The 25,520-nt window shown below is 63.6% G+C and carries 28 protein-coding genes; 3 read left to right on the top strand and 25 right to left on the bottom strand.

The window, feature by feature from the left end; genetic code table 11:
• Positions 1 to 8 precede the first annotated feature (8 nt).
• The 5 genes from CTR55_RS11215 to CTR55_RS11195 form a co-directional block, all read right to left on the bottom strand.
• A complete protein-coding gene (locus CTR55_RS11215) occupies positions 9 to 587 on the bottom strand; it encodes a DUF1285 domain-containing protein (protein ID WP_296286125.1) in 579 nt (192 codons plus the stop codon).
• A complete protein-coding gene (locus CTR55_RS11210; RefSeq protein WP_296286124.1) occupies positions 584 to 1,195 on the bottom strand; it encodes a DUF4823 domain-containing protein in 612 nt (203 codons plus the stop codon). Before CTR55_RS11210 ends, CTR55_RS11215 begins: the two co-directional genes overlap by 4 nt.
• 64 nt (positions 1,196 to 1,259) lie before the next feature.
• Positions 1,260 to 2,153 (bottom strand): radical SAM protein, encoded by an 894-nt coding sequence (locus CTR55_RS11205; RefSeq protein WP_296286123.1) that lies wholly within the window; start codon positions 2,151 to 2,153, stop codon positions 1,260 to 1,262.
• Positions 2,154 to 2,178: 25 nt separating this feature from the next.
• Positions 2,179 to 3,147, bottom strand: a complete 969-nt coding sequence (locus CTR55_RS11200; RefSeq protein WP_296286121.1) for a radical SAM protein — start codon at positions 3,145 to 3,147, stop codon at positions 2,179 to 2,181.
• A 94-nt stretch (positions 3,148 to 3,241) separates the two neighbouring features.
• On the bottom strand, positions 3,242 to 3,880 hold the full coding sequence (locus tag CTR55_RS11195; protein WP_296286119.1) for a TetR/AcrR family transcriptional regulator: 639 nt from the start codon (positions 3,878 to 3,880) through the stop codon (positions 3,242 to 3,244).
• An 84-nt stretch (positions 3,881 to 3,964) separates the two neighbouring features.
• Here CTR55_RS11195 and CTR55_RS11190 point away from each other — a divergent pair, with 84 nt between their 5' ends.
• A complete protein-coding gene (locus CTR55_RS11190) occupies positions 3,965 to 5,098 on the top strand; it encodes an aminotransferase class V-fold PLP-dependent enzyme (RefSeq protein WP_296286118.1) in 1,134 nt (377 codons plus the stop codon).
• Positions 5,099 to 5,378: 280 nt separating this feature from the next.
• On the opposite strand, the gene CTR55_RS11185 is transcribed toward CTR55_RS11190, so the two are convergent.
• The 13 genes from CTR55_RS11185 to CTR55_RS11125 form a co-directional block, all read right to left on the bottom strand.
• Entirely contained in the window at positions 5,379 to 6,155 is a 777-nt protein-coding gene (locus CTR55_RS11185) for a TatD family hydrolase (RefSeq protein WP_296286117.1), read from the bottom strand.
• A 101-nt stretch (positions 6,156 to 6,256) separates the two neighbouring features.
• The gene (locus CTR55_RS11180; protein WP_009621447.1) at positions 6,257 to 6,613 is read right to left on the bottom strand and encodes a PilZ domain-containing protein; all 357 of its coding nucleotides are present in this window, start codon (positions 6,611 to 6,613) and stop codon (positions 6,257 to 6,259) included.
• Positions 6,614 to 6,649: 36 nt separating this feature from the next.
• Positions 6,650 to 7,636, bottom strand: coding sequence for a DNA polymerase III subunit delta' (locus CTR55_RS11175; RefSeq protein ID WP_296286115.1), 987 nt, complete (start codon positions 7,634 to 7,636; stop codon positions 6,650 to 6,652).
• Positions 7,629 to 8,261 (bottom strand): dTMP kinase, encoded by a 633-nt coding sequence (tmk, locus tag CTR55_RS11170; protein WP_296286113.1) that lies wholly within the window; start codon positions 8,259 to 8,261, stop codon positions 7,629 to 7,631. Before tmk ends, CTR55_RS11175 begins: the two co-directional genes overlap by 8 nt.
• Before the next feature lie 25 nt (positions 8,262 to 8,286).
• The gene (gene mltG / locus CTR55_RS11165; protein ID WP_296286519.1) at positions 8,287 to 9,381 is read right to left on the bottom strand and encodes an endolytic transglycosylase MltG; all 1,095 of its coding nucleotides are present in this window, start codon (positions 9,379 to 9,381) and stop codon (positions 8,287 to 8,289) included.
• Between the two features lie 6 nt (positions 9,382 to 9,387).
• A complete protein-coding gene (gene pabC / locus CTR55_RS11160) occupies positions 9,388 to 10,203 on the bottom strand; it encodes an aminodeoxychorismate lyase (RefSeq protein WP_296286112.1) in 816 nt (271 codons plus the stop codon).
• On the bottom strand, positions 10,203 to 11,447 hold the full coding sequence (fabF, locus tag CTR55_RS11155; protein WP_296286111.1) for a beta-ketoacyl-ACP synthase II: 1,245 nt from the start codon (positions 11,445 to 11,447) through the stop codon (positions 10,203 to 10,205). The genes pabC and fabF overlap by 1 nt, the downstream gene beginning before the upstream one ends.
• Before the next feature lie 118 nt (positions 11,448 to 11,565).
• The gene (acpP, locus tag CTR55_RS11150; RefSeq protein WP_015477931.1) at positions 11,566 to 11,802 is read right to left on the bottom strand and encodes an acyl carrier protein; all 237 of its coding nucleotides are present in this window, start codon (positions 11,800 to 11,802) and stop codon (positions 11,566 to 11,568) included.
• A 190-nt stretch (positions 11,803 to 11,992) separates the two neighbouring features.
• Complete coding sequence (fabG, locus tag CTR55_RS11145; RefSeq protein ID WP_296286109.1) at positions 11,993 to 12,736, bottom strand: 3-oxoacyl-ACP reductase FabG; 744 nt, start codon at positions 12,734 to 12,736, stop codon at positions 11,993 to 11,995.
• A 14-nt stretch (positions 12,737 to 12,750) separates the two neighbouring features.
• Positions 12,751 to 13,689: an ACP S-malonyltransferase gene (gene fabD / locus CTR55_RS11140; protein WP_296286107.1), complete on the bottom strand. Its 939-nt coding sequence runs from the start codon at positions 13,687 to 13,689 to the stop codon at positions 12,751 to 12,753.
• Between the two features lie 104 nt (positions 13,690 to 13,793).
• A complete protein-coding gene (gene plsX / locus CTR55_RS11135) occupies positions 13,794 to 14,801 on the bottom strand; it encodes a phosphate acyltransferase PlsX (RefSeq protein ID WP_296286106.1) in 1,008 nt (335 codons plus the stop codon).
• A gap of 3 nt (positions 14,802 to 14,804) precedes the next feature.
• Positions 14,805 to 14,987, bottom strand: a complete 183-nt coding sequence (gene rpmF / locus CTR55_RS11130) for a 50S ribosomal protein L32 (protein WP_184586892.1) — start codon at positions 14,985 to 14,987, stop codon at positions 14,805 to 14,807.
• Between the two features lie 13 nt (positions 14,988 to 15,000).
• Complete coding sequence (locus CTR55_RS11125; RefSeq protein WP_296286104.1) at positions 15,001 to 15,531, bottom strand: YceD family protein; 531 nt, start codon at positions 15,529 to 15,531, stop codon at positions 15,001 to 15,003.
• Positions 15,532 to 15,643: 112 nt separating this feature from the next.
• Here CTR55_RS11125 and CTR55_RS11120 point away from each other — a divergent pair, with 112 nt between their 5' ends.
• Entirely contained in the window at positions 15,644 to 16,222 is a 579-nt protein-coding gene (locus tag CTR55_RS11120) for a nucleoside triphosphate pyrophosphatase (protein ID WP_296286102.1), read from the top strand.
• Positions 16,223 to 16,291: 69 nt separating this feature from the next.
• Here CTR55_RS11120 and CTR55_RS11115 read toward each other — a convergent pair whose 3' ends face one another.
• The 3 genes from CTR55_RS11115 to rluC are packed head-to-tail and all read right to left on the bottom strand — an operon-like array spanning position 16,292 to position 18,922.
• Positions 16,292 to 17,287 (bottom strand): S49 family peptidase, encoded by a 996-nt coding sequence (locus CTR55_RS11115; RefSeq protein WP_296286100.1) that lies wholly within the window; start codon positions 17,285 to 17,287, stop codon positions 16,292 to 16,294.
• Positions 17,287 to 17,973 carry an HAD-IIIA family hydrolase gene (locus tag CTR55_RS11110; RefSeq protein WP_296286099.1) on the bottom strand — a complete coding sequence of 229 codons (687 nt, stop codon included), beginning with the start codon at positions 17,971 to 17,973 and terminating at the stop codon, positions 17,287 to 17,289. Before CTR55_RS11110 ends, CTR55_RS11115 begins: the two co-directional genes overlap by 1 nt.
• The gene (rluC, locus tag CTR55_RS11105) at positions 17,966 to 18,922 is read right to left on the bottom strand and encodes a 23S rRNA pseudouridine(955/2504/2580) synthase RluC (RefSeq protein ID WP_296286097.1); all 957 of its coding nucleotides are present in this window, start codon (positions 18,920 to 18,922) and stop codon (positions 17,966 to 17,968) included. Before rluC ends, CTR55_RS11110 begins: the two co-directional genes overlap by 8 nt.
• A gap of 591 nt (positions 18,923 to 19,513) precedes the next feature.
• Here rluC and rne point away from each other — a divergent pair.
• On the top strand, positions 19,514 to 22,675 hold the full coding sequence (gene rne, locus CTR55_RS11100) for a ribonuclease E (protein WP_296286095.1): 3,162 nt from the start codon (positions 19,514 to 19,516) through the stop codon (positions 22,673 to 22,675).
• Positions 22,676 to 23,057: 382 nt separating this feature from the next.
• Here the strand turns inward: rne and murB are convergent, their stop codons facing one another.
• From murB to CTR55_RS11080, 4 genes are read right to left on the bottom strand one after another with little or no spacing between them, the layout of a single operon-like run.
• Complete coding sequence (murB, locus tag CTR55_RS11095; protein ID WP_296286094.1) at positions 23,058 to 24,077, bottom strand: UDP-N-acetylmuramate dehydrogenase; 1,020 nt, start codon at positions 24,075 to 24,077, stop codon at positions 23,058 to 23,060.
• Entirely contained in the window at positions 24,074 to 24,538 is a 465-nt protein-coding gene (locus CTR55_RS11090; protein ID WP_296286093.1) for a low molecular weight protein-tyrosine-phosphatase, read from the bottom strand. The genes murB and CTR55_RS11090 overlap by 4 nt, the downstream gene beginning before the upstream one ends.
• Positions 24,538 to 25,302: a 3-deoxy-manno-octulosonate cytidylyltransferase gene (kdsB, locus tag CTR55_RS11085; protein WP_296286092.1), complete on the bottom strand. Its 765-nt coding sequence runs from the start codon at positions 25,300 to 25,302 to the stop codon at positions 24,538 to 24,540. The genes CTR55_RS11090 and kdsB overlap by 1 nt, the downstream gene beginning before the upstream one ends.
• A gap of 4 nt (positions 25,303 to 25,306) precedes the next feature.
• Entirely contained in the window at positions 25,307 to 25,492 is a 186-nt protein-coding gene (locus CTR55_RS11080; protein WP_081519465.1) for a Trm112 family protein, read from the bottom strand.
• Positions 25,493 to 25,520 lie beyond the last annotated feature (28 nt).

The raw sequence follows: 25,520 nt of genomic DNA, 5'->3' as shown, positions 1-25,520 counted from the left end.
CCGCCAAGTCACGGCTGCGGCGCGATAGGGAAGAACTCCCCCGAACTCCAGACGCCGAGCCAGGCAACGCCGTCGATCTCGCGGGGAACTGCCAGCTCCACCAGCTGATAGAACACGTTGCGGTGGATCAGCGCTTCCAGGTTCACTCGCACCAACACATACGGCGACGGCTCCTGGGTCTGCGGATCCAGTTCGACACGGATCGGATGCGCGGCATCAGCCACCACTTCGTCCTCGACATTAGTGGCGAAGCGCAGCACTTGCTGCTCGCCCTCCCCTTCGACCGCCAGGGTAACCGCGACGAAAGGTGCGTCATCGACGGTGATCCCGCACTTCTCCACCGGCGTGACCAGGAAATAGTCGTCACCATCGCGACGGATGATGGTGGAGAACAGCCGCACCATCGGCTTGCGGCCGATCGGTGTGCCCAGGTAATACCAGGTGCCGTCGCGGGCGATGCGCATGTCGATATCGCCGCAGCAATCGGGGTTCCACAGATGCACCGGCGGCAACCCCTTGTCCTTGCTGGCGGGAATCTGCGCCAGCAGGTTGCCGGCCCGGTCCGATTGAATCTGTGGATCAGTCATTGGTACTCCTCTCGCATCTTCACCCCCAGCAGGCTGCGGGCATAGTCTTCCAGCGGTCGCCCGATCAGGTCCTCGGGGCTGGCGTCATAGAATGTCAGAAAACCGCCGCGGCTGCGGATAGTCGCACTGTCCACCAGATAGCGGTTGTCGGTTTCGATCAGCATCACCTGGATCACGCTGCGGTCGCGGCCTACGGCATTGTCGGTGTCTTCGTACTGCTCGTAGGTCCCGACATTGTCCTCTCCGCGGGCAAAGCGGGTGTACAACAGATAATTGGCGCCCGCCGTGCGCGCTTCCTGCATCGCCCCTTCCAGGCCAAGCGGGCTCTTGGCCCGGCGCACCAGCGGGAAATACTGGACGAAGCCGTCGAACGCCTCCTCCGCCACCACATTGGGCCGCGCATAGGCGTGCCCCGGCGGAACGAAAGGCCCTTGGGCGATATAGATGAAGGAGTCCTGCTGCAGGCGCCAGTTCGAGGTGCGGCGGGTCTGGCTGTGATCGAGGAAGCCCGAATCGCGCAGGTAATAGTCGGTTCCGTCGGCCAGGTCACTGGGATTCATGCAGCCGCCCAAGGCGGTGAAGGCAAGGATCAGTATCAGTTGGCGCATGCAAAGTCTCCGGAGCCGGCGACGAAAAACCGGCATTCGGACAGGCAATGCAGCTTCCGCGCCATCACAGGCCGCGCTGCCATTCCTGGCGCAGGCTCGCGCGCTGCGGCTGCTCGATGGCCTGGCGAACCTGGGCGAGCAACTTCGCCTTGTCCGCCCCCAGCGTGCCCTTGAGCACCAGGTAGTTGGACGCATGGTCGCTGCGAAACACCGTGTCACGCAGCTCCAGCGCACTCAGCAGCCGCTCGACCTCGACGAACAGTTCGGCCTGGGACAGCGGCTGGAAGTCAGGGAAGCCTGCGCGGTAGCGCTCCTCGCCAGTCGGGAAGCTCACCACCAGGGTGGAGAGAAACTCCGGCTGCGCCTCGTTCATCAGGCGTGCCGAGTTGTCGGCGTGCTGGGCGCTCAGCGTGCTGCCGCCCAGGCCGTTGAGGATCATCACCGAGCGGTTGATCCCCGCCTCGCTCAGCTTCTGCAGGGCATCCAGCGTGGAGGCATAGGTCTCGCCCTTGTTCACCCGCGCCAGAACCTCGTCGTCGCCGGACTCGGCGCCCACGTAGGCCATGCGCAGGCCGGCGTCGGCCAGCTCCTTCAGCTCTTCCACCGACTTCTTGCGCAGATTGCGCGGCAAACAGTAGCTGGAGACGCGGTCCACCTCAGGCATGTGCTCACGGATAGCACGCAGGATGTTGAGCAGCCGGCGCGTCGGCAGCACCAGCGCATCGCCGTCGGCAAGGAACACCCGCTGGACGATCAGGCGCTCGCCACAGCGGCGAATTTCCTCCAGCACTTCGGCTTCGTCGCGGGCGCGGAATTTCTTCTGCGGCTGGGTGTACATCTCGCAGAAACCGCACTGGTTCCACGAACAACCGTTGGTGACCGGAAGAATGAGCGAGTGCGCCTCGCTCGGCGGACGAAACACCGGCTCGATGTAGGCAATGGGGAATTCGTTGGGCATGGGCTAATCAGGTCTGGGGGCGGTCTCAGCCGCCGATGATCTTCATGATGGTGACGCCGCCGGAGAAGGCGATTTCCTGCTTGTCCGCCAGGGCGCGCACCAGCAGCCGTTGCAGGGCCGGGAGCGCCTGGTGGCGTGGCTTGTCCAGCAGGTCACCGACATAGTGGCGGTTACTCGACGACAGGCAACCATGCAGCCAGCCAGTGGACGACAGGCGCAGGCGCGAACAGGTCCGGCAGAATGGCACGCTTTCGTTGGCGATCACGCCGAAGTAGCCCTGGCCCGGCACTTCATAGCGCAATGCGGTGGCATCCACCGGCGCATCAGCCTGGACGTAGGCATGACGTTCGCCGATCAGATCCAGCAAATCCTGCATGCCGACGAACTGCTGGTTGAAGGTATTTGCGTCGCGCGCCAAGTGGCCCATGCGCATCAGCTCGATGAAGCGCAGCTCGAAGCCGTGCTCCAGGCAGTAATCCAGCAGCGGCACCACCTGGTCGAGGTTCTGCCCACGCAGGGGCACCATGTTCAGCTTGATCTTCAAGCCCGCGGCGCGAGCCTCGTCGAGCCCCTTGAGTACGGTCGCCAGGTCGCCGCTACGGGCAATGCGACGGAAGGCTTCGGCATCCAGGGTATCGAGGGAAACATTGAGGCGGCGGATACCGCAGTCCAGCAGCAGCGGCAGCTTCTTCGACAGCAGTTGGCCATTGGTGGTGATGGCGATGTCCTGCAGGCCGAGGCGGCTGACGCCGTGCAGAAAGGCATCCAGTTTCGGACTGACCAGCGGCTCGCCGCCGGTCACACGCAGGCGCTCGATGCCGGCAGCCTCGATCAGGTAGGCGACGCCGTGCACCAGCGATTCGGCGGAAAGCTCATCCTGCGCGGCGACCAGACGCTTGCCGTTCGGCACGCAGTAGGTGCAGGCGTAGTTGCACGCGGCGGTCAGGCTGACTCGCAGGTTGCGGAAACGCCTGCCCTGGCGATCGACGATCATGCTCGGCTCCGGTGGAGATCACTCATGCAAGTATATCCCCACCCTCACCATACGCCCTGTCGCGACAGCGACGATGGGCAACCTGAATGACGACTCAGGCGGCCGGCGTATCGCCGTCGCGCTTGCGCTTGTTGCCCATGCGCACACCAATGTCCATGAGGAACTGGAAGAAGCCTTCCTGGTCCTCCAGCACTTCCCGCCAGAACGGCGAGTGGTACAGCGCCACGGCGCCATGCACCAGCGCCCAGGCCGCACAGTAGTGGAAGTAGGCCGGCACGTCTTCCAGCTTGCCCGCCGCGATGCGTTCCTTGATCAGTTGGCTCAGGCGCTCGAAGTTGGACTCGCGGATCTTGTGCAACTCCTCGACCATCTCCGGGACCTGGCTGGTCTTCACCACCTTCTCTTCCAGGCGGTCGAACAGGCGATAGCGCTGCGGGTCGCGCATGCGGAACTCGAAGTAGGCGCGCGACAGGCGCTCCTTGTCGCGGGCGACGTCTTCGGAGTGGAACAGGTTGGCCAGATCGCGCTCGTAGTCCAGCATCAGGCGCAGGTAAATCTCCGCCTTGGACTTGAAGTGCTTGTAGATGGTGCCTTTGCCGATACCCACGGCATCGGCGATCATTTCGACCGTGACACTGTCTTCGCCCTGTTCGAGGAATAGCTTGAGGGCGGTATCGAGGATTTCCTGTTCGCGACGACGGAATTCGCGAACCTTGCGCGGCTCTTTCTGCATAAAAAGACTGTTTGGTCAAAAATAGTCAAAATTCGAAGCCGCGTATTATGCCTGTTCAGCGCCAAATTGCACGGATCATCCGACATGAATAGCTTTTCTTCCGAGTTTCCCCAACAAACCGGCCTGCGCTACCTGAACCACGCGGCCGTGGCTCCATGGCCCAAGCGCGCCGCAGACGCCGTCGCCGCCTTCGCCCAGGAGAACATCCTGCAGGGCGCCCGCGACTACCCGCGGTGGCTGACCATCGAGAAGCGTCTGCGCGAACGCCTGATGCGCATGGTGAATGCGCAGACCACCGGCGACATCGCGCTGGTGAAGAACACCTCCGAGGCGCTGTCGTTCGTCGCCTTCGGCCTGGACTGGCGCGCCGGTGACCAGGTGGTGATCAGCGACCAGGAATTCCCTTCCAACCGCATCGTCTGGGAAGCGCTGAAGCCACGCGGCGTGGAAGTCATCCAGGTGAGCCTGGACGGCGATGACCCGGAAGGCGACCTGCTGGCCGCCTGCACCCCGCGCACGCGCCTGCTGTCGATCAGCGCCGTGCAGTACGCCAGCGGCCTGCGCATGGACCTGGAGCGCCTTGGCGCCGGATGCCGCCAGCGCGGCGTGCTGTATTGCATCGATGCCATCCAGCAGTTGGGCGCCCTACCCTTCGACGTCCAGGCCTATGACTGCGCCTTCGCCATGGCTGACGGCCACAAGTGGATGCTCGGCCCGGAAGGCCTGGGGGTGTTCTATTGCCGCGCCGCCGAGCGCGACCAACTGGCGTTGCAGGAATACGGCTGGCACATGCTGGAAAACGCCGGCAACTACGACACAGCCGACTGGCAGCCGGCACGCAGCGCGCGGCGCTTCGAGTGCGGCAGCCCGAACATGCTCGGTGCGGTGGCGCTGGAAGCCAGCCTGAGCCTGCTGGAGGAAGTCAGCATGGCAACGGTGGGCGAGTTGCTGCAGGCGCGCGTTCAGCAATTGCATGACGGCCTAGGTCGCATCGACGGAGCCTCACTGCACAGCCCACTGGACCCGGCGCGTCGCGCCGGCATCCTGACCTTCAGCCTCGCCGGCTGGGACAATACCCGTCTGCTGGAGCGCCTGCGCGCCGAGCAGGTGGTATGCATCCAGCGTGGCGCCGGCATCCGCTTCTCGCCGCACTTCTACACCAGCGATGCGGTCATCGAGGAAACCCTGGGGCTGATCGGGGCTCTGGCGGGGCAATAACCCAGGCGCGACCGAGAAAGCTGCTCAGCCCGGTGTGATGTATTCCAAATCCGTTTAAAAAACACCGGGCACCCTGTGGCAGCCGCCGCATCTTGGCCAATACTTGTAGATACCGGTGCGCGGCATCTCCCCCCAAGTGCCCCGCCGGTGAAGGTACCGAGGATCGCGTACCTTATTGTTACACTCCTAATGGTCTTGACCCGGATTCATCCCCCAGAACCCGGGTTTTTTTTGCGCGCAGGAAATGTATCCGCGCCAAGACAATTCCACATCAAGACAATCAGCTAGCGAGCGGGAACAGCCGGCGGAAGTTGGCGGTGGTCTGCTCGGCCAGGGTCTCGAAGCTCACCCCGCGCAGCACGGCCAGGTACTCGGCGACTTCACGCACGTACTCGGGCAGGTTCGGCTTGCCGCGGTGGGGCACCGGCGCGAGATAGGGCGAATCGGTTTCCACCAGCAGGCGATCCACCGGCACCTGGCGGGCCACTTCGCGCAACTGCTCGGCATTGCGGAAAGTAACGATGCCCGACAGCGAGATGTAGAAGCCGATATCCAGCGCCGCCTTGGCCATCTCCCAGTCTTCGGTGAAGCAGTGCAGCACGCCGGCCTGCGGCAACGCTGCCTCGCGCAGCAGCGCCAGGGTGTCGGCACGGGCTTCGCGGGTGTGCACGATGACCGGTTTGCCGGTGACCTTGGCGGCCTCCAGGTGCAGGCGGAAGGCTTCCTGCTGCAGCTCGGCGGCTTCGGGCTCGTAGTGATAGTCCAGGCCGGTCTCGCCGATGGCCACCACGCGCGGGTGGTTCAGCTCGCCCAGCAACCAGTCCAGCGCCGGCGCGGCGCCAGGCTCCAGATCGAGCGGGTGGACACCCACCGAGCAGTGCACGTCGGCATAGCGATCAGCCAGGTCCTTCACTGCCCGGGCGTTGTCCGCACTCACGCCAATGCACAGGAACTGGCTGACTCCGCGGGCACGGGCGGCGTCCAGCGCGGCATCCAGCGACCCGTCATGGGCGGCGAGATCGAGGCGATCGAGGTGGCAGTGGGAATCGACCAGCATGAAAACACTCTCCGGAAATGACGAAGCGCCCGATCGGGCGCTTCGTAGTTGCAGCCTGTATAGCCTGCAATTCTTACATGGTATGAGCTACAGGGTATGAGCTACATGGTATGGGTCGGGCGGTCTGACTTCAGGGCACCGGCGAGATAGGTCTCGATCTTGTTGCGCGCAGTGTTGTCGCCATCATTGAACTGCACGCCGATACCGGCGGCACGGTTGCCCTGGGCGCCCTTCGGGGTAATCCAGACCACTTTGCCGGCGACCGGAATCTTCTCCGGCTCGTCCATCAGGTTGAGCAACATGAAGACCTCGTCGCCCAGCTTGTAGGTCTTGTTGGTCGGAATGAACAGCCCGCCATTGCGGATAAACGGCATGTAGGCGGCATACAGCACGGACTTGTCCTTGATGGTCAGGGACAGGATTCCGTTACGCGGACCCAGATTTGGTGGCAAGCTCATTCAGCTGTCCTGGCAGATTTTTCCGATGGCCGGATTCTAGCCCGGCCCGGGGAGACTTGCCCACTGTACGAGCAAGGCTTCGAGAAGCAAGGCACGGTTGAGGTTGGCCTTATTGAGGACTTTCTGCCGCTGCAACAGCAGCCAATCCTGCATAGCCAGCACTTTGGGCTGCGTCGATTTCTCGGCGAGATACTGCACGACCTTGCGCATGTCGGTCAGGCCCAGACCCTCTTCGTCGCGGGCCAACTGGTAGCGCAGGATCAGCAGGGACCAGTCGCAGAACCAGTCGAACAGGAGTGGCAAAGGTACGGCATTCCAGCTTTCGGCCAACTGACCCGGGGCAACCTGCTGTTTGAGCAGCTTCTTCACCCCCTCTACCACCAGTGCGCGCTGTTCGCGTACGCCCTGGCCCTGCAATCGCAGCGCGGTCAGGGGCGAGCCACCGGCCAGCACCAGCAATTCGTCCAGCGCCTCTACCGATTCCTCCGGCAGCGAACCGGCCAGCCAGGCACGGGCCTGCTCGGCAGTCGGCTGCGGGCAGGCCTGCTGCACGCAGCGGCTCTTGACGGTCGGCAGCAACCGGCTGGGCTGGTGGCTGATCAGCAACAGCACGGTGTCGCCGGAAGGCTCCTCCAGGCTTTTCAGCAGCGCGTTGGCGGCATTGAGGTTCATCGCCTCGGCCGGCTCCAGCAACACCACCTTGCGCCCACCCAACTGCGCGGTCTGCACCACGAAGCCCACCAACTCACGGACCTGGTCGACACGGATGGGCTTTTCCGGCTCTTCCGGCTCCAGCAGGAAGTAATCCGGATGGGTGCCGGCGGCGAGCAGGTGGCAGGCCTTGCACTGCCCGCACGCCGTGCCGCCCTCGGGGCGCTGGCAAAGCAGCAGGTGCACGAGGTTTTCCGCCAGCACGCGCTTGCCGATACCGGCCGGCCCGTGCAGCAGATAGGCATGGGCATGTCGCGGACGGCTGCTGAGCTGCTGCCAGAGACCCTGCTGCCAGGGGTAGATGTCAGCCATTCAGGCGCTCCAGCAGAGCAGGCAGCAGGCCATCCAGGTCGCGCTGCACCTCGGCCAGCGTTTGCGCAGCATCGAGAATGTGGTACCGCGCAGGCTCGGCGCGGGCGCGATCCAGATAGGTACCGCGCACCGCCTCGAAGAAGGCGCGGCCTTCCCGCTCGAAGCGATCCAGCCGACCACGGGCCGCCGCACGGGACAGGCCGATTTCCACCGGCAGGTCGAAGACCAGGGTCAGGTCCGGGCGCAAGCCGCCCTGGACGAACGCCTCCAGTTGGGCAATGCGCTCCACCGGCAGGCCGCGACCACCGCCCTGGTAAGCGTAGGTGGCGTCCGTAAAACGATCGCAGAGCACGACAGCGCCGCGCTGCTGGGCTGGGCGGATGACCTCGGCGATGTGCTGGGCGCGAGCGGCGAAGACCAGCAGCAGCTCGGTATCCACCGCCATCTTCTCCTCGCTCGGATCCAGCAGCAACTCACGGATGCGCTCGGCCAGCGGCGTGCCACCGGGCTCGCGAGTCAGCTGGACTTCAATGCCACGTTCGCGCAGGCGCTCGGCCAGGTACTCACGATTGGTGCTCTTGCCCGCGCCTTCGGGGCCTTCCAGGGTGATGAACAGGCCGGTCACTCGGCTCACTCCTTGTCTTGTCGGGCTACTGCGCTGCAGGAGGTTCTGCGGCGGGTACGTCGGCTTCCGGCGCCTGGGCCGGCAGCGGGACGGGCGCCGGGCTGGAACGATAGTCGGCGCGACGCTTGATCTGGAACTCCTGGACGGCCTTGTTGTGGTCGTCGAGGTTGTCGGAGAAGGTGTGGCTGCCATCGCCACGGGCAACGAAGTACAGGCTCTGCCCCGCCACCGGGTTGAGCGCGGCGTGGATGGCCTCGCGACCAGGCAGCGCAATGGGCGTCGGCGGTAAGCCGGCGACCACATAGGTGTTGTACGGCGTCGGCGTGCGCAGGTCGGCGCGGGTGATCTTGCCGGCATAGCGCTCACCCATGCCGTAGATGACGGTCGGATCAGTCTGCAGCAGCATGTTCTTCTGCAAGCGGCGCACGAAAACGCCGGCGATCTGGCCGCGCTCCTGAGGCACGCCGGTCTCCTTCTCCACCAGCGAAGCCATGATCAGCGCCTGGTAGGAGTCCTTGTAGGGCAGGTCTTGCGCACGCTTGTCCCACTCCTCAGCGAGGATGCTGTCCATGCGCTGGTAGGCGTGCTTGAGGATGTCGACATCCTTGGTGCCACGGACGAAGCGATAGGTATCAGGGAAGAAGCGGCCTTCCGGGAAGACGCCAGGCTGACCGAGCCTGGCCATGACCTCGGCGTCGCTCAGGCCATTCAACGTCTGATCCAGCTTGGGTTGGCGGGCGAGCAGCTCGCGGACCTGGCGGAAATTCCAGCCTTCCACCAGGGTCAGGCCGTATTGCACCACATCGCCTTCGCGCCACAGATCGAGCAACTGGGCGGCGGTCATGCCCGGAGTGAGCCGGTACTCGCCGCTATGCAGCGCCTCACCCGCCAGGTTGAAGCGCCAGTACAGGCGCAGCCAGAAGCCGCCATGCAGGACGTCCTCGTCCTCCAGTCGGGTCAGCAGGCGGCCGGGAGTGGCGCCACTGGGAGCGTCGAGCAGACGCTCCTCGGTGAGCTGGAGCGGCTGCTGCAGCGCACGCTGCTGTTCCCAGGCCGCCAGCCCCAGCACAAGCCCGGCCAGCAGCAGACCGCCTTCCAGCAGCACCAGCAATTTGCGTATCACGTATCAGAAATCCAGAAGTTCGCGGAGTTGGCCCTGCAGTTTACGGGTCAGCGGCCCGACCGGCCAAGCGTGCTCGGCAAAGCTGCGCACCGGCCAGATACCGTAGAGACTGTTGCAGAGAAAGACCTCAGCGGCCTGCGCCAGTTCGCTGGACTCGATGTCGCGAACGATGACCGGCAGACCCTGCTCGCGGGCGCGCTCGATGATTTCGGCACGCATCACACCGGCGACGCCGCAGCGGCTGAGTTCGGCGGTGATCAGTTCACCCTGTTTCACCAGGAACAGGTTGCTGAACACGCCCTCGACGATTCGCCCGGAAACATCACGCATCAATCCTTCGGCAAAGGCGGGGTCGCTCCACTCGGCGCGAGCCAGGACCTGCTCCAGGCGATTGAGGTGCTTGAGGCCGGCGAGCAACGGCTGCTCGGCCAGGCGGGCGCTGCAGGGGAAGAGCTGCACACCCTCCTCCCAGTTCTCCGCCGGGTAGGTCGGCGCAGGCGATGCCAGCAGCAGGCGGCGCACCTGGGCATCGGCCTGCGGGGCATAGCCGCGCGCGCCGTCACCACGGGTCAGCATCAGCTTGGCAACGCCATCGCCGAGCAAGGCGGAAAAACGCAGGAGTTCGTCTTCGACGAGATCGAGAGAGACTGGCAGGGACAGGCGCCGAACGCCCTCCTCCAGCCTTGCCCGATGACGTGCCAGCAGGCGCGGTCGGCCTGCGGACACGCGGAGGGTCTCGAACAGCCCATCGCCGTAGGCCAGCCCGCGATCACGCGCGGACAGGGCCTCGGCGTTCTGGCCGTCGATCCAGCTCAGCATCAGCCGTGGAACCGGCGGAACACCAGGGAGCCGTTGGTGCCACCGAAGCCGAAGGAGTTGGACAGGGCCACGTCGATCGGACGCTCCTTGGCCTGATGCGCGACCAGGTCGAGGTCGCAGCCTTCGCCGGGGTTATCCAGGTTGATGGTCGGCGGAGCTACCTGATCGCGCAGGGCGAGCACGCAGAAGATCGCCTCGACCGCGCCGGCGGCACCCAGCAGGTGGCCGGTCATGGACTTGGTGGAGCTCATCGACAGCTGATAGGCGTGGTCGCCGAAGATCGACTTCACCGCAGCGATTTCCGCGATGTCACCGGCCGGTGTCGAGGTGCCGTGGGCGTTGATGTAGTCGACCTGCTCCGGGTTCAGCCCGGCATCGCGCAGCGCGGCCTTCATGCAGCGCGCAGCACCGGCGCCGTCTTCCGGCGGAGCGGTCATGTGGAAGGCATCGCCACTCATGCCGAAGCCAACGACTTCAGCGTAGATGTGCGCGCCACGGGCCTTGGCGTGTTCCAGCTCTTCCAGCACCAGCGCACCGGCGCCGTCGGACAGTACGAAGCCATCGCGATCCTGGTCCCACGGACGACTGGCCTTGGTCGGCTCGTCGTTGCGGGTGGACAACGCGCGGGCTGCCGCGAAACCGCCAATACCCAGACCACAGGCCGCCATTTCGGCGCCGCCGGCCACCATCACGTCAGCGTCGCCATAGGCGATGTTGCGCGCGGCCATGCCGATATTGTGGGTGCCAGTGGTACAGGCCGTGGTGATAGCGTAGTTGGGCCCCTGCAGACCAAGGTTGATCGACAGGAATCCGGAAACCATGTTGATGACCGAGCCGGGCACGAAGAACGGCGAGATACGCCGCGGGCCCTGTTCGAACAGCGAACGACAGGTGTTTTCGATGTTGGTCAGGCCGCCGATACCCGAACCGATGGCAACGCCAATGCGCTCCCGATTGGCATCGGTGACTTCCAGGCCGGAATCGCGCACCGCCTGGTAGCTGGCGGCCAGGCCGTACTGGATGAACAGGTCGAGTTTGCGAGCTTCCTTGGCGGACATGTATTGCTCGACGTCGAACCCTTTCACCGAGCCGCCGAAACGGGTGGCAAAGGCGGACAGGTCCATGTGTTCGATCGGGGCGATACCGCTGCGCCCGGCGAGAATGCCTTCCCAACTGCTCGGCACATCCACACCCAAGGGCGACAACATACCCATGCCAGTGATGACTACGCGTCTACGCGACACTGTGACTTCCTCTCATGTGTTTCACGGCAATAACGCCGGCAGAAGCCGGCGTTAAAGAAAAGCCGCACGCCTTTGCAGGCCGTGCGGCTTCTTTCGTCGGGGAGCCGACGACTACGTCTTATGCCTGGTGGGCAACGATGTAGTCGATGGCTTCCTGAACGGTGGTGATCTTTTCGGCTTGCTCGTCGGGGATTTCGGTCTCGAATTCCTCTTCCAGAGCCATCACCAGCTCAACGGTGTCAAGGGAGTCGGCGCCCAGGTCTTCGACGAAGGAAGCGCTGTTGGTGACTTCTTCTTCCTTAACGCCGAGTTGCTCAGCAACGATCTTCTTGACGCGTTCTTCGATGGTGCTCATACCTTGTTTTCACTCCTATGGACAATCCGTACAGCTGGGCTGCGGGTAAGTGTATATAAAGGGTTTTCTGCATTTCAAGCTGAACGCTGATGCCCCTTCCCGGCAATCCAGATGCTCTGTCTATTCCAACGTCTATGCGTGGAGAATTTTAGACAGCGCATAGGACATCGCCACGAAGGAACTCGTCACATCAGCTCATGTACATTCCGCCATTCACCGGTACCGTGGCACCCGTTACATAAGCTGCGCCCTCGGAAGCGAGGAATGCTACCACTTTGGCGATCTCTTCGGCTTGTCCCAGTCGACCCAGCGGAATCTGACCGAGAAGCGCTTCACGCTGAGCCTCGGGCAGTTCGCGGGTCATGTCGGTGTCGATGAAGCCCGGAGCAACCGCGTTGACAGTGATAGCACGGGAACCGACTTCGCGTGCCAGGGCACGGGTGAAGCCTTCCAAACCGGCCTTGGCAGCGGCGTAGTTGGTCTGCCCAGCGTTGCCCATGGCACCAACGACGGAGCCAATATTGATGATGCGACCCCAGCGAGCCTTGGTCATGCCGCGCAGGACGGCTTTCGACAGACGGTAGAGGCTGTTGAGGTTGGTATTGACCACATCGAACCACTCGTCGTCTTTCATGCGCATCAGCAGGTTATCGCGGGTGATACCTGCGTTATTGACGACGATAGCCGGTGCGCCGGATTCCTTCTGGATGGCTTCGACAACGGCGGTCACGGACTCGTCGTTGGAGACGTCCAGGACCATGCCCGAACCCTGGATGCCGTTTTCCTTGAGGTACGCGGAAATTTTCTGCGCGCCGGACTCACTGGTGGCAGTGCCAACCACGGTGGCGCCCATGCGACCCAGTTCCAGCGCGATAGCTTGACCGATACCACGGCTCGCGCCGGTAACCAGCGCAACCTTACCTTGCAGACTCATGCCATATCTCCTGTTCAAGCCAGAGCCGCGCGGGCTGCACCGAAGGCGTCCGCGGAGTCCAGGTTGTGGGTGGTCACGCCCTTGGCGCAACGCTTGTTCAAACCAGCCAGCACCTTGCCCGGGCCGCACTCGACCAGATCGGTGACACCTTTTTCTGCCAGCAACTGGACGCTCTCGACCCAACGGACCGGACTGTAGAGCTGTGCCAACAAGTCACGCTTGAGCGACGCCAAGTCGGCGGGAACCTGTGCGGTGACGTTCTGCACCAGCGCAATCTGCGGCATCTGCCACTGGACAGCTTCGACGGCTTCAGCGAAACGCTCGGCAGCCGGACGCATCAGTTCGCAGTGCGACGGCACGCTGACCGGCAGCGCGATGGCGCGCTTGGCGCCACGCGCCTTGCACGCCTCAATGGCGCGCTCGACGGCCTGGGCCGCACCGGCGATCACTACCTGACCAGGGGCGTTGAAGTTCACAGCACTGACCACGTCGCCCTGGGCCGCTTCGGCGCAGGCGGCAAGCACATCAGCGTCTTCCAGGCCGAGAATAGCGGCCATGCCGCCAGTGCCGGCAGGAACGGCTTCCTGCATCAGTTGGCCGCGGCGCTCGACCAGCTTCACTGCATCGGCGAAGGCCAGGCTGCCAGCAGCGACCAGTGCGGAATATTCGCCCAGGCTATGACCGGCGACGTAAGCCGGCTGCACGCCACCTTCGGCCTGCCACAGGCGCCACAGGGCAATGGAGGCCGTGAGAATGGCGGGCTGGGTCTTGTCGGTCTGGTTCAGGCGCTCTTCCGGCCCCTCCTGCACGAGGGCCCAAAGATCGTAGCCGAGGGCGGCGGAGGCTTCGGCGAAGGTATCGCGCACAATGGCGTGCTGTGCACCCAGCTCAGCGAGCATGCCGAGCGACTGCGAACCTTGGCCGGGGAATACGAAGGCGAGGGATGCGGACATTGCAACAGGTCCCTTTTGTCTGTGTCGTCAAATGGATAGCGCCGGCGGAAGCCTGGCGTATTGAACTGACAGTTGGATGACGGCCCGAGGGCCGCGGTCACACATTAGAGCAGATGTTCCAGGCGGCCATGCAGCCGCTGGGGCAGATTCTCGCGAACTTCCAGTAACGCGCGGCGCAATGCGCTCTGGATGCCCTCCTCTTTCGCACTGCCGTGACTCTTCACCACGATACCCTGCAAACCCAGGAAACTCGCGCCATTGTGCTGCGACGGCGTGAGTTCGCCACGCAGCCGACGCAGGAACGGCATCGCCATCAGGCCGACCGCCTTGGCCGGCAGGCTGGAGTTGAACAGCTCCTCCAGACGCGCAGCGACCATCGCCGCCAGCCCCTCGCTGGACTTGAGCAGGATGTTGCCGACGAAACCGTCGCACACCACCACATCCGCCAGTCCGCGATACAGGCCGTCGCCTTCGATGTAGCCGACGTAATTCACGCCACGAGCCTGTTGCAGGAGGCTGGCCGCCAGCTTCACCTGCTGGTTGCCCTTGATGTCTTCGGTGCCGACATTCAACAGCGCGACCCGGGGATTGCTCTTGCCCAACGACTCCGCCGCCACGGCCCCCATGACAGCGAACTGGTAAAGGTGCTCTGCACTGCAATCGACATTAGCCCCCAGGTCGAGCAGATGGCAGTGGCCGCTCTGCGTCGGCACAGCCGTCACCATCGCCGGACGATCAATGCCGGGCAAAGTTTTCAACAGGTAGCGGGACAACGCCATCAGCGCACCGGTATTGCCGGCACTGACGCAGGCATGGGCCTTGCCATCACGAACCAGCTCGAGGGCAACACGCATGGAGGAATCAGGTTTGCCGCGCAATGCCTGGGACGGACGTTCGTCCATCGTGATGACTTCGCTGGCGTGGTGGACATGAAGGCGCTGACGCTCGACCGAGGAAAGGCCGCGCAGATGCTCTTCTATCAGAGAAGCTTGGCCGACAAGGACCAGCTGGAGGGATGCATACTCGGCCAGAAAGGAAATGCAGGCCGGAACAATGCAGTGGGGACCGTAGTCCCCACCCATTGCATCAATCGCGATGATTGGTGCGGACAAAGATTACTCGTCAGAGCCTTTGTCTACGACCTTGCGGCCGCGATAGAAACCGTCCGGGGAAACGTGGTGGCGCAGGTGAACTTCACCAGTGCTCTTTTCCACGGACAGAGCGCTCGCGTCCAGGGCATCGTGCGAACGACGCATGTCACGAGCGGAACGGGATTTTTTGTTCTGCTGAACAGCCATGATTGATTAACTCCTAAACGTTTGGGTCACGCTTCAACTGCGCCAGTACGCTGAACGGATTGGGCCGCTCTTCGACGTTCTCGCTCGGTTCGGGCGCTGTAGCGTATCCCACCGGCTGCTGGCAATCCTCAGGGTCATGGACCGGCACGATGGGCAAGGCGAGCAGCAACTCATCCTCAGCCAGCGAAGTCAGGTCGAGGGGATCTTCCCCCACTTCCAGCGCATCGTAGCCACTGGGCAGATCTTCGATCGACTTGCCTTCCGGGATGATGACGTAATCATACGCACCACCCACCTGGAATTTAGCCGCTTCGAGACAGCGCTGGCATACCATGCTCACCTCGGCGTTGAGCTCGACGTGCATGACCGCCAGCTTCTGCGCATCACGGAAGAAGGAAAACTTCGCGTGAACATCGCCGTCGCTGCTGGTCAGTTGCTCGCTGAGACGTGGCATCCTGGCGATCGGCAGCACACCTTCGAGGGTGGCGGCGCGCTCTACCAGCTTGCGCGGATCAACGTGAGGTGGAATCGGTCCATTCAACATAAGCGCGCCATTATAGGGACGCCCCCGAAGCTGTCAAAGGAAATTAGCCATAAACCGCTGTATGGACAGCCCTTTTCGCTAGAATCCCGCCGTCGCTCCAAAGGAATTCTCCATGCTGCCTCTGATCCTCGCCTCCAGCTCACCCTACCGCCGCGAATTACTGCAGCGACTGCGCCTGCCATTCGAATGCGCGAGCCCCGACATCGACGAAACCCCGCTACCCGGCGAAAGCGCCGAACACCTGGTGCGCCGACTGGCGGAAAGCAAAGCGCGCACCCTGGCACAGCACTACCCCAACCACCTGATCATCGGCTCGGACCAGGCTGCCGTATGCAGCGGCCGAATCCTCGGAAAACCGCATGACATCGAGCGCGCCACCGAACAACTAAGAGCCGCCAGCAGCGAGAGCGTCAGCTTCCTGACCGGCCTCTGCCTGCTCAACAGCCAGAGCGGCAAAGCCCAGATCAGCTGCGTACCCTTCACCGTGCATTTCCGCGATCTCGACGACGCACGCATTCGCCGCTACCTGGAAGCCGAACAACCCTTCGACTGCGCCGGCAGCTTCAAGGCCGAAGGCCTGGGCGTCAGCCTGTTCCGAGCCACCGAGGGCGAAGACGCCACCAGCCTCGTAGGCTTGCCACTGATTTGCCTGGTGGACATGCTGCTGGCCGAACAGGTGCAAATCCCCTGACGCCCCATCGAAAAACAAAAGGCCCGGCAATCGCCAGGCCTTTTTCCTTCTTTATATAAGGGCGCGCACTCAGCGCAGGACCGGCCCCTGCCAGCCCATCCACATCGCCATGCGCTCGGCGACGCTGGCGCCCAGCTTCTTGGTGAAGCGGTCGAAGGCGGTTTCCTGGACGGTGTAGTCCACGATTTCCTTCTCCTTGATGATCTCGCGCGCCACGTAGCTGGTACTGCCCAGGCCATCGATCAGACCCAACTGCAGTGCCTGCTCGCCAGACCAGATCAGACCGGAGAACAGCTCCGGATGATCCTTGTCTTTCAGGCGATCGCCGCGCCCCTTCTTCACCACATCGATGAACTGCTTGTGAGTGGTATCCAGCACCTGCTGCCAGAAGGCCGTTTCATCCGCCTTCTGCGGCTGGAACGGATCCAGGAACGCCTTGTGCTCGCCCGAGGTATAGATGCGGCGATCCACACCCAGCTTCCCCATGGTGCCGACGAAGCCGAAAGTCGCCGCCGTCACACCAATGGAACCGACCAGGCTGGCCTTGTCCGCATAGATCTCATCCGCTGCGCTCGCGATGTAATAGGCACCGGAAGCGCCCAGATCACTGATCACCGCGTAGACCTTGATATCCGGATGCTCACCGCGCAGGCGCTTGATCTCATCGTAAACATAACCGGACTGCACCGGACTGCCGCCCGGACTATTGATACGCAGGACAATGCCCTTGGTGCCAGCATCCTCGAACGCCGAACGCAACGCACCGACGATATTGTCGGCACTGGCCGGCTCATTGTCGGCGATCATGCCTTTCACCTCGATCAGCGCCGTATGACTGGCGCTACGCGAGGCGGACTTGGACAGGCCACCGAAAGGACTGAACAACGCCAACGCGCCGAACAGGTAAACGAAGGTCAGCAACTTGAAGAAAATACCCCAGCGACGCGACCGACGCTGCTCCTGGACGCCAGCCAGCACGGCCTTCTCCAGCAACTTCCAGCTCTTGTCGTCACCCGCCGAGGCTTGAGCAGCCTTGCTATCGCCCGCCTTCCATTCATCCGACATCAGTTGCCTACCTTAAGCAGCGGTTTGACCGAACGCCCGGCCAGCCAGGCGCGCAATTCATTGAAATGATCAACTTCCAGCGCCGGAGCATACTCCCGAAGGATCTCCAGCGACTGAGCACCATAGCCCACCGCCACCGAATCCATGCCGGCGCGGCGCGCCATTTCCAGATCGAAGGGCGAATCGCCCACCATCAGCGCATCGCGGGCATCGACCCGGCAATGCTCAAGAATCTCATGCAGCATGCGCGGATCCGGCTTGCTCGCCGACTCGTCGGCGGCACGGGTGATATCGAAGAAATCGGTCCACCCCTGCCCCGCCAGTACGCGATCCAGCCCACGGCGGTTCTTGCCGGTAGCGACGGCCAGCTGGTAGCCAGCCCCGCGAAACTCGGCCATGGCCTCAGCGACGCCCGGGAACAGCGGCGAAGGCTGCACCTCCAGGCTCAGGTAGTGATTACCGTAATCAAGGCGGAAGCGATCCAGCGGCTCGCCCTCTTCCACTTCCGGGTACAGGGTCTGAATGGCCTCCGGCAGCCCCAGGCCGATAATGCCCTTGATCGCCGCCTCGCTGCGCTCCGGCAGGCCGGAACCGATCGCCGCAACCCGCATCGCCTCGACGATACGGCCGATGGAATCCACCAGCGTGCCATCCCAGTCGAAGATCAGCAGGGAATACTCACGCATCCAGGCGCTCCACGGTGCGCTGCCAGACTTCGTCCACCGGCGCCTCCAACTCGAGCACACCGCCATCAGGCAACGGCACGCGCAGGTAGGCCGAGTGCAGGAACAGACGCTTGCCGCCCAGCTCGCGGATTTCGCGGGAGAAGTCTTCATCGCCGTACTTGGGGTCACCAGCAATGGAGTGGCCGGCGTGCTTGGCGTGCACACGAATCTGGTGGGTACGACCGGTGATCGGACGCGCCTCGACCAGCGTGGCAAAGTCACCGAAGCGGCGCAGCACCTTGAACTCGGTCAGCGCTTCCTTGCCTTCGGGATTCACTTCGACCACTCGCTCACCCGAGCGCAGGTTGTTCTTCAGCAGCGGCACAGCGATCTGCTTCTTCGCCGCCGGCCAGTTGCCACGAACCAGGGCGTGGTAGCGCTTGTCCACGATGCGCTCGCCACGCAGGGCGTCGTGCAGGTGGCGCAACATGCTGCGCTTCTTGGCGATCATCAGCAGGCCGGACGTATCACGATCCAGGCGATGCACCAGCTCCAGGTCCTTGCACTCCGGGCGCAACTGACGGAACGCCTCGATAACTCCGTAGCTCAGGCCGCTGCCGCCGTGCACGGCGATTCCGGTCGGTTTGTTCACCACGATCAGCGCCTTGTCTTCGAAGACAATGGCGGCCTCCAGCCGCTCCAGCAGGCCCTGGGCCAGCGGTACCGGCTCATCGCGCTCGGCCAGACGCAGCGGCGGCACGCGTATCACATCGCCAGCCTGCAGCTTGTACTCGGGCTTGATGCGACCTTTATTGACCCGCACCTCACCCTTGCGAAGGATGCGGTAGATCAGGGTCTTGGGCACGCCCTTGAGCTGGGTGCGGAGGAAATTGTCGATTCGTTGGCCGGCATACTCCGGCGCGACTTCAAGCAGCTGAACGCCGGAAGTCGGAGGGGCGGGATTTGTCATGCGGATATAATAACAATTTTTCATTCAATTGAAGCACTTAATCATTGCTGCTATATTCGGGAGGCCGCCAAAAGTGGCCAGGCCTGCGGATGATCGCGAAATCGCCATCCCCCAACCGCCTGCAAACACATTGAATGGACACGAGGCAGTCCCCGGAAGCGTTGCAACGGCCCGAGCGATTCTCGCGCCGACAGCGCCTCGAAACCCAGGCCTTGAGACATGACCACGACCACCAAGGTAGTCGTGATAAAAGCCAACCCCGCTCCCGGATTCAGCGAGTGGCACCCGGCTCTTAGGGAAATGTGCAGGGCGGAGATGCACAACTGTCGGATTGCGTTGCGTTCATGCCTTGAACGCCTGCCTTGAACGTAGACGCACTTATCGTCCGCATCTGACAGCTAATTCCTCCTCCTGATGAGTGCTTGTTCTTACTCGACAAGCAGGAAACGTAGTCGCGGCACAGCAGATTTATCCTGCTGCCGCTGGACACTGGAATGGTCCGCCATTCCTGAGTACGTGCCTTAGCACCGACCGTGAGAGTCGTGTGTGCCGATCGCCGTTTCCGGTGGCCCCGGAAACCATTGGTACTACATGAAAAGAATGCTGATCAACGCAACTCAACCCGAAGAGTTGCGTGTCGCGCTGGTAGACGGCCAACGCCTGTTCGACCTGGACATCGAGTCCGGTGCGCGCGAGCAGAAGAAGGCCAACATCTACAAAGGCCGCATCACCCGCATCGAGCCGAGCCTCGAAGCCGCATTCGTCGACTTCGGCGCCGAACGCCACGGCTTCCTCCCCCTCAAAGAAATCTCTCGCGAATACTTCAAGAAGAACCCTGAAGGCCGCATCAACATCAAGGACGTCCTGAGCGAAGGCCAGGAAGTCATCGTCCAGGTCGAGAAAGAAGAGCGTGGCAACAAGGGCGCCGCCCTGACCACTTTCATCAGTCTCGCCGGTCGCTATCTGGTGCTGATGCCCAACAACCCGCGTGCTGGCGGCATCTCCCGTCGCATCGAGGGCGAAGAGCGCAACGAGCTGCGTGAAGCCCTGAACGGCCTGACCGTTCCCGGCGACATGGGCCTGATCGTCCGCACCGCGGGCCTGGGTCGCAGCTCCGAAGAGCTGCAATGGGACCTGGACTATCTGCTGCAACTGTGGGGTGCCATCAAGGACGCCTCCGGCGAGCGCAGCGGCCCGTTCCTGATCTATCAGGAAAGCAACGTCATCATCCGCGCCATCCGCGACTACCTGCGCCAGGACATCGGCGAAGTACTGATCGACAGCGTTGAGGCCCAGGACGAAGCGCTGAACTTCATTCAGCAGGTCATGCCTCAGTACGCGAGCAAGGTGAAGCTGTACCAGGACAGCGTTCCGCTGTTCAACCGCTTCCAGATCGAGAGCCAGATCGAAACCGCCTTCCAGCGCGAAGTGAAGCTGCCGTCGGGCGGCTCCATCGTCATCGATCCGACCGAAGCCCTGGTGTCCATCGACATCAACTCGGCGCGCGCCACCAAAGGCGGCGACATCGAAGAAACCGCCCTGCAGACCAACCTGGAAGCGGCCGAGGAAATCGCCCGCCAGCTGCGCCTGCGTGACATCGGCGGCCTGATCGTCATCGACTTCATCGACATGACCCCGGCCAAGAACCAGCGCGCCGTGGAAGAACGCGTCCGCGAAGCTCTGGAAGCCGACCGTGCCCGCGTACAGGTTGGCCGCATCTCACGCTTCGGCCTGCTGGAAATGTCCCGTCAGCGCCTGCGTCCGTCCCTGGGCGAGACCAGCGGCATCGTCTGCCCGCGTTGCAACGGCCAAGGCATCATCCGCGACGTCGAATCCCTGTCGCTGGCCATCCTGCGCCTGATCGAGGAAGAAGCGCTGAAGGACCGCACCGCCGAAGTTCGTGCGCGCGTGCCGTTCCAGGTTGCCGCCTTCCTGCTCAACGAAAAGCGCAACGCCATCACCAAGATCGAACTGCGCACCCGCGCGCGCATCTTCATCCTGCCGGACGACCACCTGGAAACCCCGCACTTCGAAGTTCAGCGCCTGCGCGACGACAACCCCGAGCTTCTGACCGGTCACGCCAGCTACGAGATGGCTCCGGAAGAGCACGAGGAAGTTCAGCCGGTCAGCGCCACCCGCACCCTGGTTCGCCAGGAAGCCGCGGTGAAGACCGTTTCCCCGCAGACTCCTGCACCGCAGCAGACTGCCGCTGAAGCACCGGTCGTCGAAGCCACCAAACCCATGCCGGAACCGAGCCTGTTCCAAGGCCTGGTGAAGTCGCTGGTTGGCCTGTTCGCCGGCAGCAAGCCCGAACAAGCTCCGGTTGCAGCCGCCACCAAGCCGGCCGCCGAGCGTGGCGAAAGCCAGGGCGAGCGCCGCAACGGTCGCCAGCAGAACCGTCGCCGTGACGGTCGCGACGGCGGTCGTCGTGACGACGAGCGCAAAGAGCGTGGTCGTCGCGACGAGCGAGGCGAGCGTGCCGAGCGCCCAGCCCGCGAAGAGCGCCAGCCGCGTGAGGAGCGTCAACCGCGCGAAGAGCGCGCCGAACGCCAGCCACGCGAGGAGCGCCAGCCCCGTGAAGAGCGCGCCGAGCGTCAGCCGCGTGAGGAGCGTCAGCCTCGTGAAGAACGCGCCGAGCGTCAGCCGCGCGAAGAGCGCCAGCCCCGTGAAGAGCGGGCTGAGCGTCAGCCACGCGAAGATCGCCAACCTCGTGAAGAGCGTGCCGAACGTCAGCCGCGTGAAGAGCGCCAGCCGCGTGGCGAGCGCACCGAGCGCCAGCCCCGCGAAGAGCGTCAGCCGCGCGAGGACCGTCAGGCCCGTGATGCCGCTGCCCTGGAAGCCGAAGAGCTGCCGAACGAGGAGCTGCTGGATCAACAGGACGACGAAGGCTCGGATGACGAGCGTCCGCGTCGCCGTTCCCGTGGCCAGCGCCGCCGCAGCAACCGCCGCGAACGTCAGCGTGAAGCCGGCGTCGATGGTGTTGAAGGCGAAGTGAGCGCCGAAGGCACTGCCTCTGAAACTCCGTCGCCCGCCGCCATGGTCGCTGCCGCCGCTACCGTCGTTGCCGTAGCCGAAGCTGCTGCCGAGCAGGAGCCGTCCACTGTCCAAACTCAGGCCGACGTTCAGCCGCTCGAGTCCGGCGTGGTTGAAGCCGTTCGTACCGAAAGCGCCCTGGAGCACACCATCGAGTTCCTGGCCAAGCCCGTGGAACAGGTTGCCGAGCCAGTAGAAGCGACCGCCAACGAAGCCGTTGAAGCTGCTGCCGAATCGGTCGTGGCGGAAGAAGCGCCGAGCCCGGCTGTTGAAACTGTGATCGAGGCCGTCATCCAACGGATTGAAGAGCCTCAGGTGGAAGCTTCGGTTACCGCCGAAGAAGCTCCGGCTACAGCTCCGGCACCTGCCGAAGAAGATGCCCCGGCAGTAGCAGCCAATGCCACTGGCCGTGCCTCCAACGACCCGCGTGAGCGTCGTCGCCAGGAACGCGCCGCCCGCGAAGCCGCAGCAGCTGCAGCTGCTGCCCCGCAGGTCGAGCAGGCTCCTTCGGCCGAAGCCGTGGCCGAAGAGACCGCTGTCGTGGAAGCCGAAGTCGTGGTCGAGCCGGCGACTGAAGTCACTATCGAGGCCGCCGAAGCCGAAGTCGTGAACGAAGCTGCTGAAGCCACCGAGCAACCGGCAGCCGAAGAGGCTGAAGGCGACAAAGCCGAGAAGACCGAGGAAGAAGAAGGCTCCGTGGTGGAAAAACACCACAGCTGATAGCTTCCTGATCTGAAAAAGGGGATGCATCTGCATCCCCTTTTTTATTGTTCTTACACTACGGACCCGCCTCTTTCGTAGGAGCGGACTTTGTCCGCGATAGATTCGCATCGCGCCGGAAGTCATCGCGGACAGAGTCCGCTCCTACCTGGAAACTCTACACGGGCCCCAACCCTCTCCCCACGCCCTGGCTGCGCGCCCCGCTCCGAAGGGAGAGGGCGCGCAGCCAGAGTTAGGTAGAGGGAAATTCCAGGCACGGACTTTCAGAGAAAGACAGTTGCTCCTACGCCCCGCTCATGTCGTCAGCGCGGGGCTAATCGAGAGCCTGGAAGCACAAAAAAGGGGATGCACCGGCATCCCCTTCTTCGCATCCGAAGCAATCTCAGTAGAGATTCGGCTCCATCTCCAACTCCACGCCAAAGCGCTGCTGGATATCGTCACGAATGCGCGTGGCCAACGTGTGCAATTGCACCCCCGTGGCACCTCCGTAATTGACCAGGACCAGCGCCTGTTGGGCATGCACACCAGCTGCCCCGTCGCGAAAGCCCTTCCAGCCTGCCTTGTCAATCAGCCAGCCAGCAGCCAGCTTCATCTGGCCATCGCCTTGCGGATAGGCCACCAGATCGCTGTAGCGCTGATGCAGAGCGTCGGCCTGATCGGCGGACACCACCGGGTTCTTGAAGAAACTGCCGGCATTACCCAACAGCGCCGGGTCAGGGAGCTTCTCACGGCGGATCGCGCAGATTACCCGCGAAACATCGGTCGGGGTCGGCGCGGTCACGCCCTCCTCCGCCAGACGCTGGCGCACCGGGCCGTAGCCCAGATGCAGCTCCGCTGCGCGACTCAGCGCAAAACGCACCCGCAGGATCAGCCAGCGGCCCGGCTCACGCTTGAAGCGACTTTCACGGTAGGCAAAGGCGCAGTCTTCCAGACCGAACTCGTGCAGCTCCCCGCTCTCGCGGTCCAGCGCGGTCAGGCCGGCGAATACATCCTTGATCTCGACGCCATACGCGCCGATGTTCTGCATCGGCGCAGCGCCCACGGTACCGGGAATCAGGCTGAGGTTTTCCAGCCCGCCAAAGCCCTGGGACAGGGTCCAGCGCACGAAGTCATCCCACACTTCGCCAGCTTCCGCCTCCACCACCACGCGCTCGCCATCGTCACTGAGGACGCGGACGCCACGGGAGGCCATGCGCATCACCAGCGCCTCGACGTCTCGGGTCAGCAGCAGGTTGCTGCCGCCACCGATCACCATCAGCGGCAGCCCCTTTTCAGCGGCGCCGGCGATACCCGCACGCACCTCGGCATCGTCGTGAGCCTGGCCGAACCAGCGCGCCGCGACCTCGACACCGAAGGTGTTGTAGGGCTTGAGGGAAACATGCTCTTGCAGTTGCAGCGTCACAGGCGCCCCTTCACTTCCGTCAGCAGGCCGTCGCAAGCCTTTTCGATCAAGTCCAACACCTGCTCGAACCCGTCCTCGCCGCCGTAATACGGATCGGGGACTTCGTCGATTTCCAGCTCGTAGCGGCGCAGGAACAGGTCCAGCTCCGCCTTGCCGATGCTGCCTCGCAGGTGTTTCAGGTCGCGCAGGTTGGCGCTGTCCATGGCCAGGACCAGGTCATAGCGGGAGAAGTCGGCGACGCTGACCTGCCGTGCCCGCAGGTCCGACAGGTCATAGCCACGGCGCAGCGCGGCGGCGCGGGTGCGCGCGTCCGGCGCCTTGCCAACATGCCAGTCACCGGTACCGGCCGAGTCAATTTCGACCCGCTGCTCCAGGCCCGCTTCGCGGACCTTGTGGCGGAATACACCCTCGGCGGTGGGCGAGCGGCAGATGTTGCCCAGGCAAACGAACAGGACCTTCATCAGGCCCCCAGGATGCGCCGCACGCGCTCCAGGTCTTCCGCGGTATCAACGCCGGCCTGCGGCGCCTCCAGGGCGTCAGCCACGTGGATGCGCACGCCATGCCAGAGCGCGCGCAACTGCTCCAGGCACTCGGTATCCTCCAGCCAGCACGGGCCCCAGGCCACGAAATCACGCAGGAAGCGTGCACGGTAGGCGTAGATGCCGATGTGGCGGCGATACGGTACGTTGGCCGGCAGGCTTTCGCGGTTCACCGCGAAGGCGTCGCGCGCCCAGGGCAGCGTGGCGCGGCTGAAGGTCAGCGCCAGGCCGTTCTTGTCGCTCACCACCTTGACGATGTTCGGGTTGAACAGCGCGGCCGGTTCGTGAATTTCCTCGCACAGAGTGGCAATGCCCGCTTCCGGATGCGCCGCCAGGTTGGCGGCCACCTGATCGATGATCGACGGCGGTACCAGCGGCTCGTCACCCTGCACGTTGACCACGATGGCGTCATCAGCCAGGCCCAGCGCGTCGGCGACTTCCGCCAGGCGGTCGGTGCCGGAGTTGTGGTCGGCGCGGGTCAGCACGACCTGCGCGCCGAAGCCCAGGCAGGCATCGAAGATGCGCTGGTCATCGGTGGCAACCACCACCTGGGTGGCCGAACTCTTACCGGCCTGCGCCCAGACGTGCTGGATCATCGGCTTGCCGGCGATGTCCTGCAGCGGCTTGCCGGGCAGGCGCGTGGAGGCGTAGCGGGCGGGAATGACGACGGTGTAGGCCTGGGTCATGGCGTTACTTGTCCAGACGCTCGTCGACGTTCAGGGTGCGCGCCTCGCCTTCGAGCATCACCGGGATGCCGTCGCGCACCGGGTAGGCCAGGCCATCGGTCTTGCAGATCAGCTCGGACTTGTCATCGGTGAGCTTGAGCGGGCCCTTGCACAGCGGACAGGCGAGGATATCGAGGAGTTTCGGGTCCATGGGTGCGTTCCTTGAGCATAAACAGCGA

This window comes from Pseudomonas sp. (genome assembly GCF_002796985.1).
Lineage (GTDB): Bacteria > Pseudomonadota > Gammaproteobacteria > Pseudomonadales > Pseudomonadaceae > Pseudomonas.
The sequence above is the reverse complement of the archived record's forward strand: the minus strand, read 5'-3'. Positions and strand labels throughout refer to the sequence as shown.

Excerpts from the sequence above, each read along its gene's own strand:
- CTR55_RS11175 (WP_296286115.1), bottom strand. The coding sequence starts at position 7,636 with ATGGCTGACATCTACCCCTGGCAGCAGGGTCTCTGGCAGCAGCTCAGC.
- CTR55_RS11215 (WP_296286125.1), bottom strand. The coding sequence starts at position 587 with ATGACTGATCCACAGATTCAATCGGACCGGGCCGGCAACCTGCTGGCG.
- CTR55_RS11190 (WP_296286118.1), top strand. The coding sequence starts at position 3,965 with ATGAATAGCTTTTCTTCCGAGTTTCCCCAACAAACCGGCCTGCGCTAC.
- fabG (WP_296286109.1), bottom strand. The coding sequence starts at position 12,736 with ATGAGTCTGCAAGGTAAGGTTGCGCTGGTTACCGGCGCGAGCCGTGGT.
- CTR55_RS11200 (WP_296286121.1), bottom strand. The coding sequence starts at position 3,147 with ATGATCGTCGATCGCCAGGGCAGGCGTTTCCGCAACCTGCGAGTCAGC.
- CTR55_RS11080 (WP_081519465.1), bottom strand. The coding sequence starts at position 25,492 with ATGGACCCGAAACTCCTCGATATCCTCGCCTGTCCGCTGTGCAAGGGC.
- CTR55_RS11115 (WP_296286100.1), bottom strand. The coding sequence starts at position 17,287 with ATGTCGGATGAATGGAAGGCGGGCGATAGCAAGGCTGCTCAAGCCTCG.
- CTR55_RS11205 (WP_296286123.1), bottom strand. The coding sequence starts at position 2,153 with ATGCCCAACGAATTCCCCATTGCCTACATCGAGCCGGTGTTTCGTCCG.
- pabC (WP_296286112.1), bottom strand. The coding sequence starts at position 10,203 with ATGCTGAGCTGGATCGACGGCCAGAACGCCGAGGCCCTGTCCGCGCGT.
- CTR55_RS11090 (WP_296286093.1), bottom strand. The coding sequence starts at position 24,538 with ATGAAGGTCCTGTTCGTTTGCCTGGGCAACATCTGCCGCTCGCCCACC.
- acpP (WP_015477931.1), bottom strand. The coding sequence starts at position 11,802 with ATGAGCACCATCGAAGAACGCGTCAAGAAGATCGTTGCTGAGCAACTC.
- kdsB (WP_296286092.1), bottom strand. The coding sequence starts at position 25,302 with ATGACCCAGGCCTACACCGTCGTCATTCCCGCCCGCTACGCCTCCACG.
- CTR55_RS11195 (WP_296286119.1), bottom strand. The coding sequence starts at position 3,880 with ATGCAGAAAGAGCCGCGCAAGGTTCGCGAATTCCGTCGTCGCGAACAG.
- CTR55_RS11110 (WP_296286099.1), bottom strand. The coding sequence starts at position 17,973 with ATGCGTGAGTATTCCCTGCTGATCTTCGACTGGGATGGCACGCTGGTG.
- rluC (WP_296286097.1), bottom strand. The coding sequence starts at position 18,922 with ATGACAAATCCCGCCCCTCCGACTTCCGGCGTTCAGCTGCTTGAAGTC.
- rpmF (WP_184586892.1), bottom strand. The coding sequence starts at position 14,987 with ATGGCTGTTCAGCAGAACAAAAAATCCCGTTCCGCTCGTGACATGCGT.
- CTR55_RS11210 (WP_296286124.1), bottom strand. The coding sequence starts at position 1,195 with ATGCGCCAACTGATACTGATCCTTGCCTTCACCGCCTTGGGCGGCTGC.
- CTR55_RS11120 (WP_296286102.1), top strand. The coding sequence starts at position 15,644 with ATGCTGCCTCTGATCCTCGCCTCCAGCTCACCCTACCGCCGCGAATTA.
- rne (WP_296286095.1), top strand. The coding sequence starts at position 19,514 with ATGAAAAGAATGCTGATCAACGCAACTCAACCCGAAGAGTTGCGTGTC.
- CTR55_RS11180 (WP_009621447.1), bottom strand. The coding sequence starts at position 6,613 with ATGAGCTTGCCACCAAATCTGGGTCCGCGTAACGGAATCCTGTCCCTG.
- CTR55_RS11125 (WP_296286104.1), bottom strand. The coding sequence starts at position 15,531 with ATGTTGAATGGACCGATTCCACCTCACGTTGATCCGCGCAAGCTGGTA.
- CTR55_RS11185 (WP_296286117.1), bottom strand. The coding sequence starts at position 6,155 with ATGCTGGTCGATTCCCACTGCCACCTCGATCGCCTCGATCTCGCCGCC.
- fabD (WP_296286107.1), bottom strand. The coding sequence starts at position 13,689 with ATGTCCGCATCCCTCGCCTTCGTATTCCCCGGCCAAGGTTCGCAGTCG.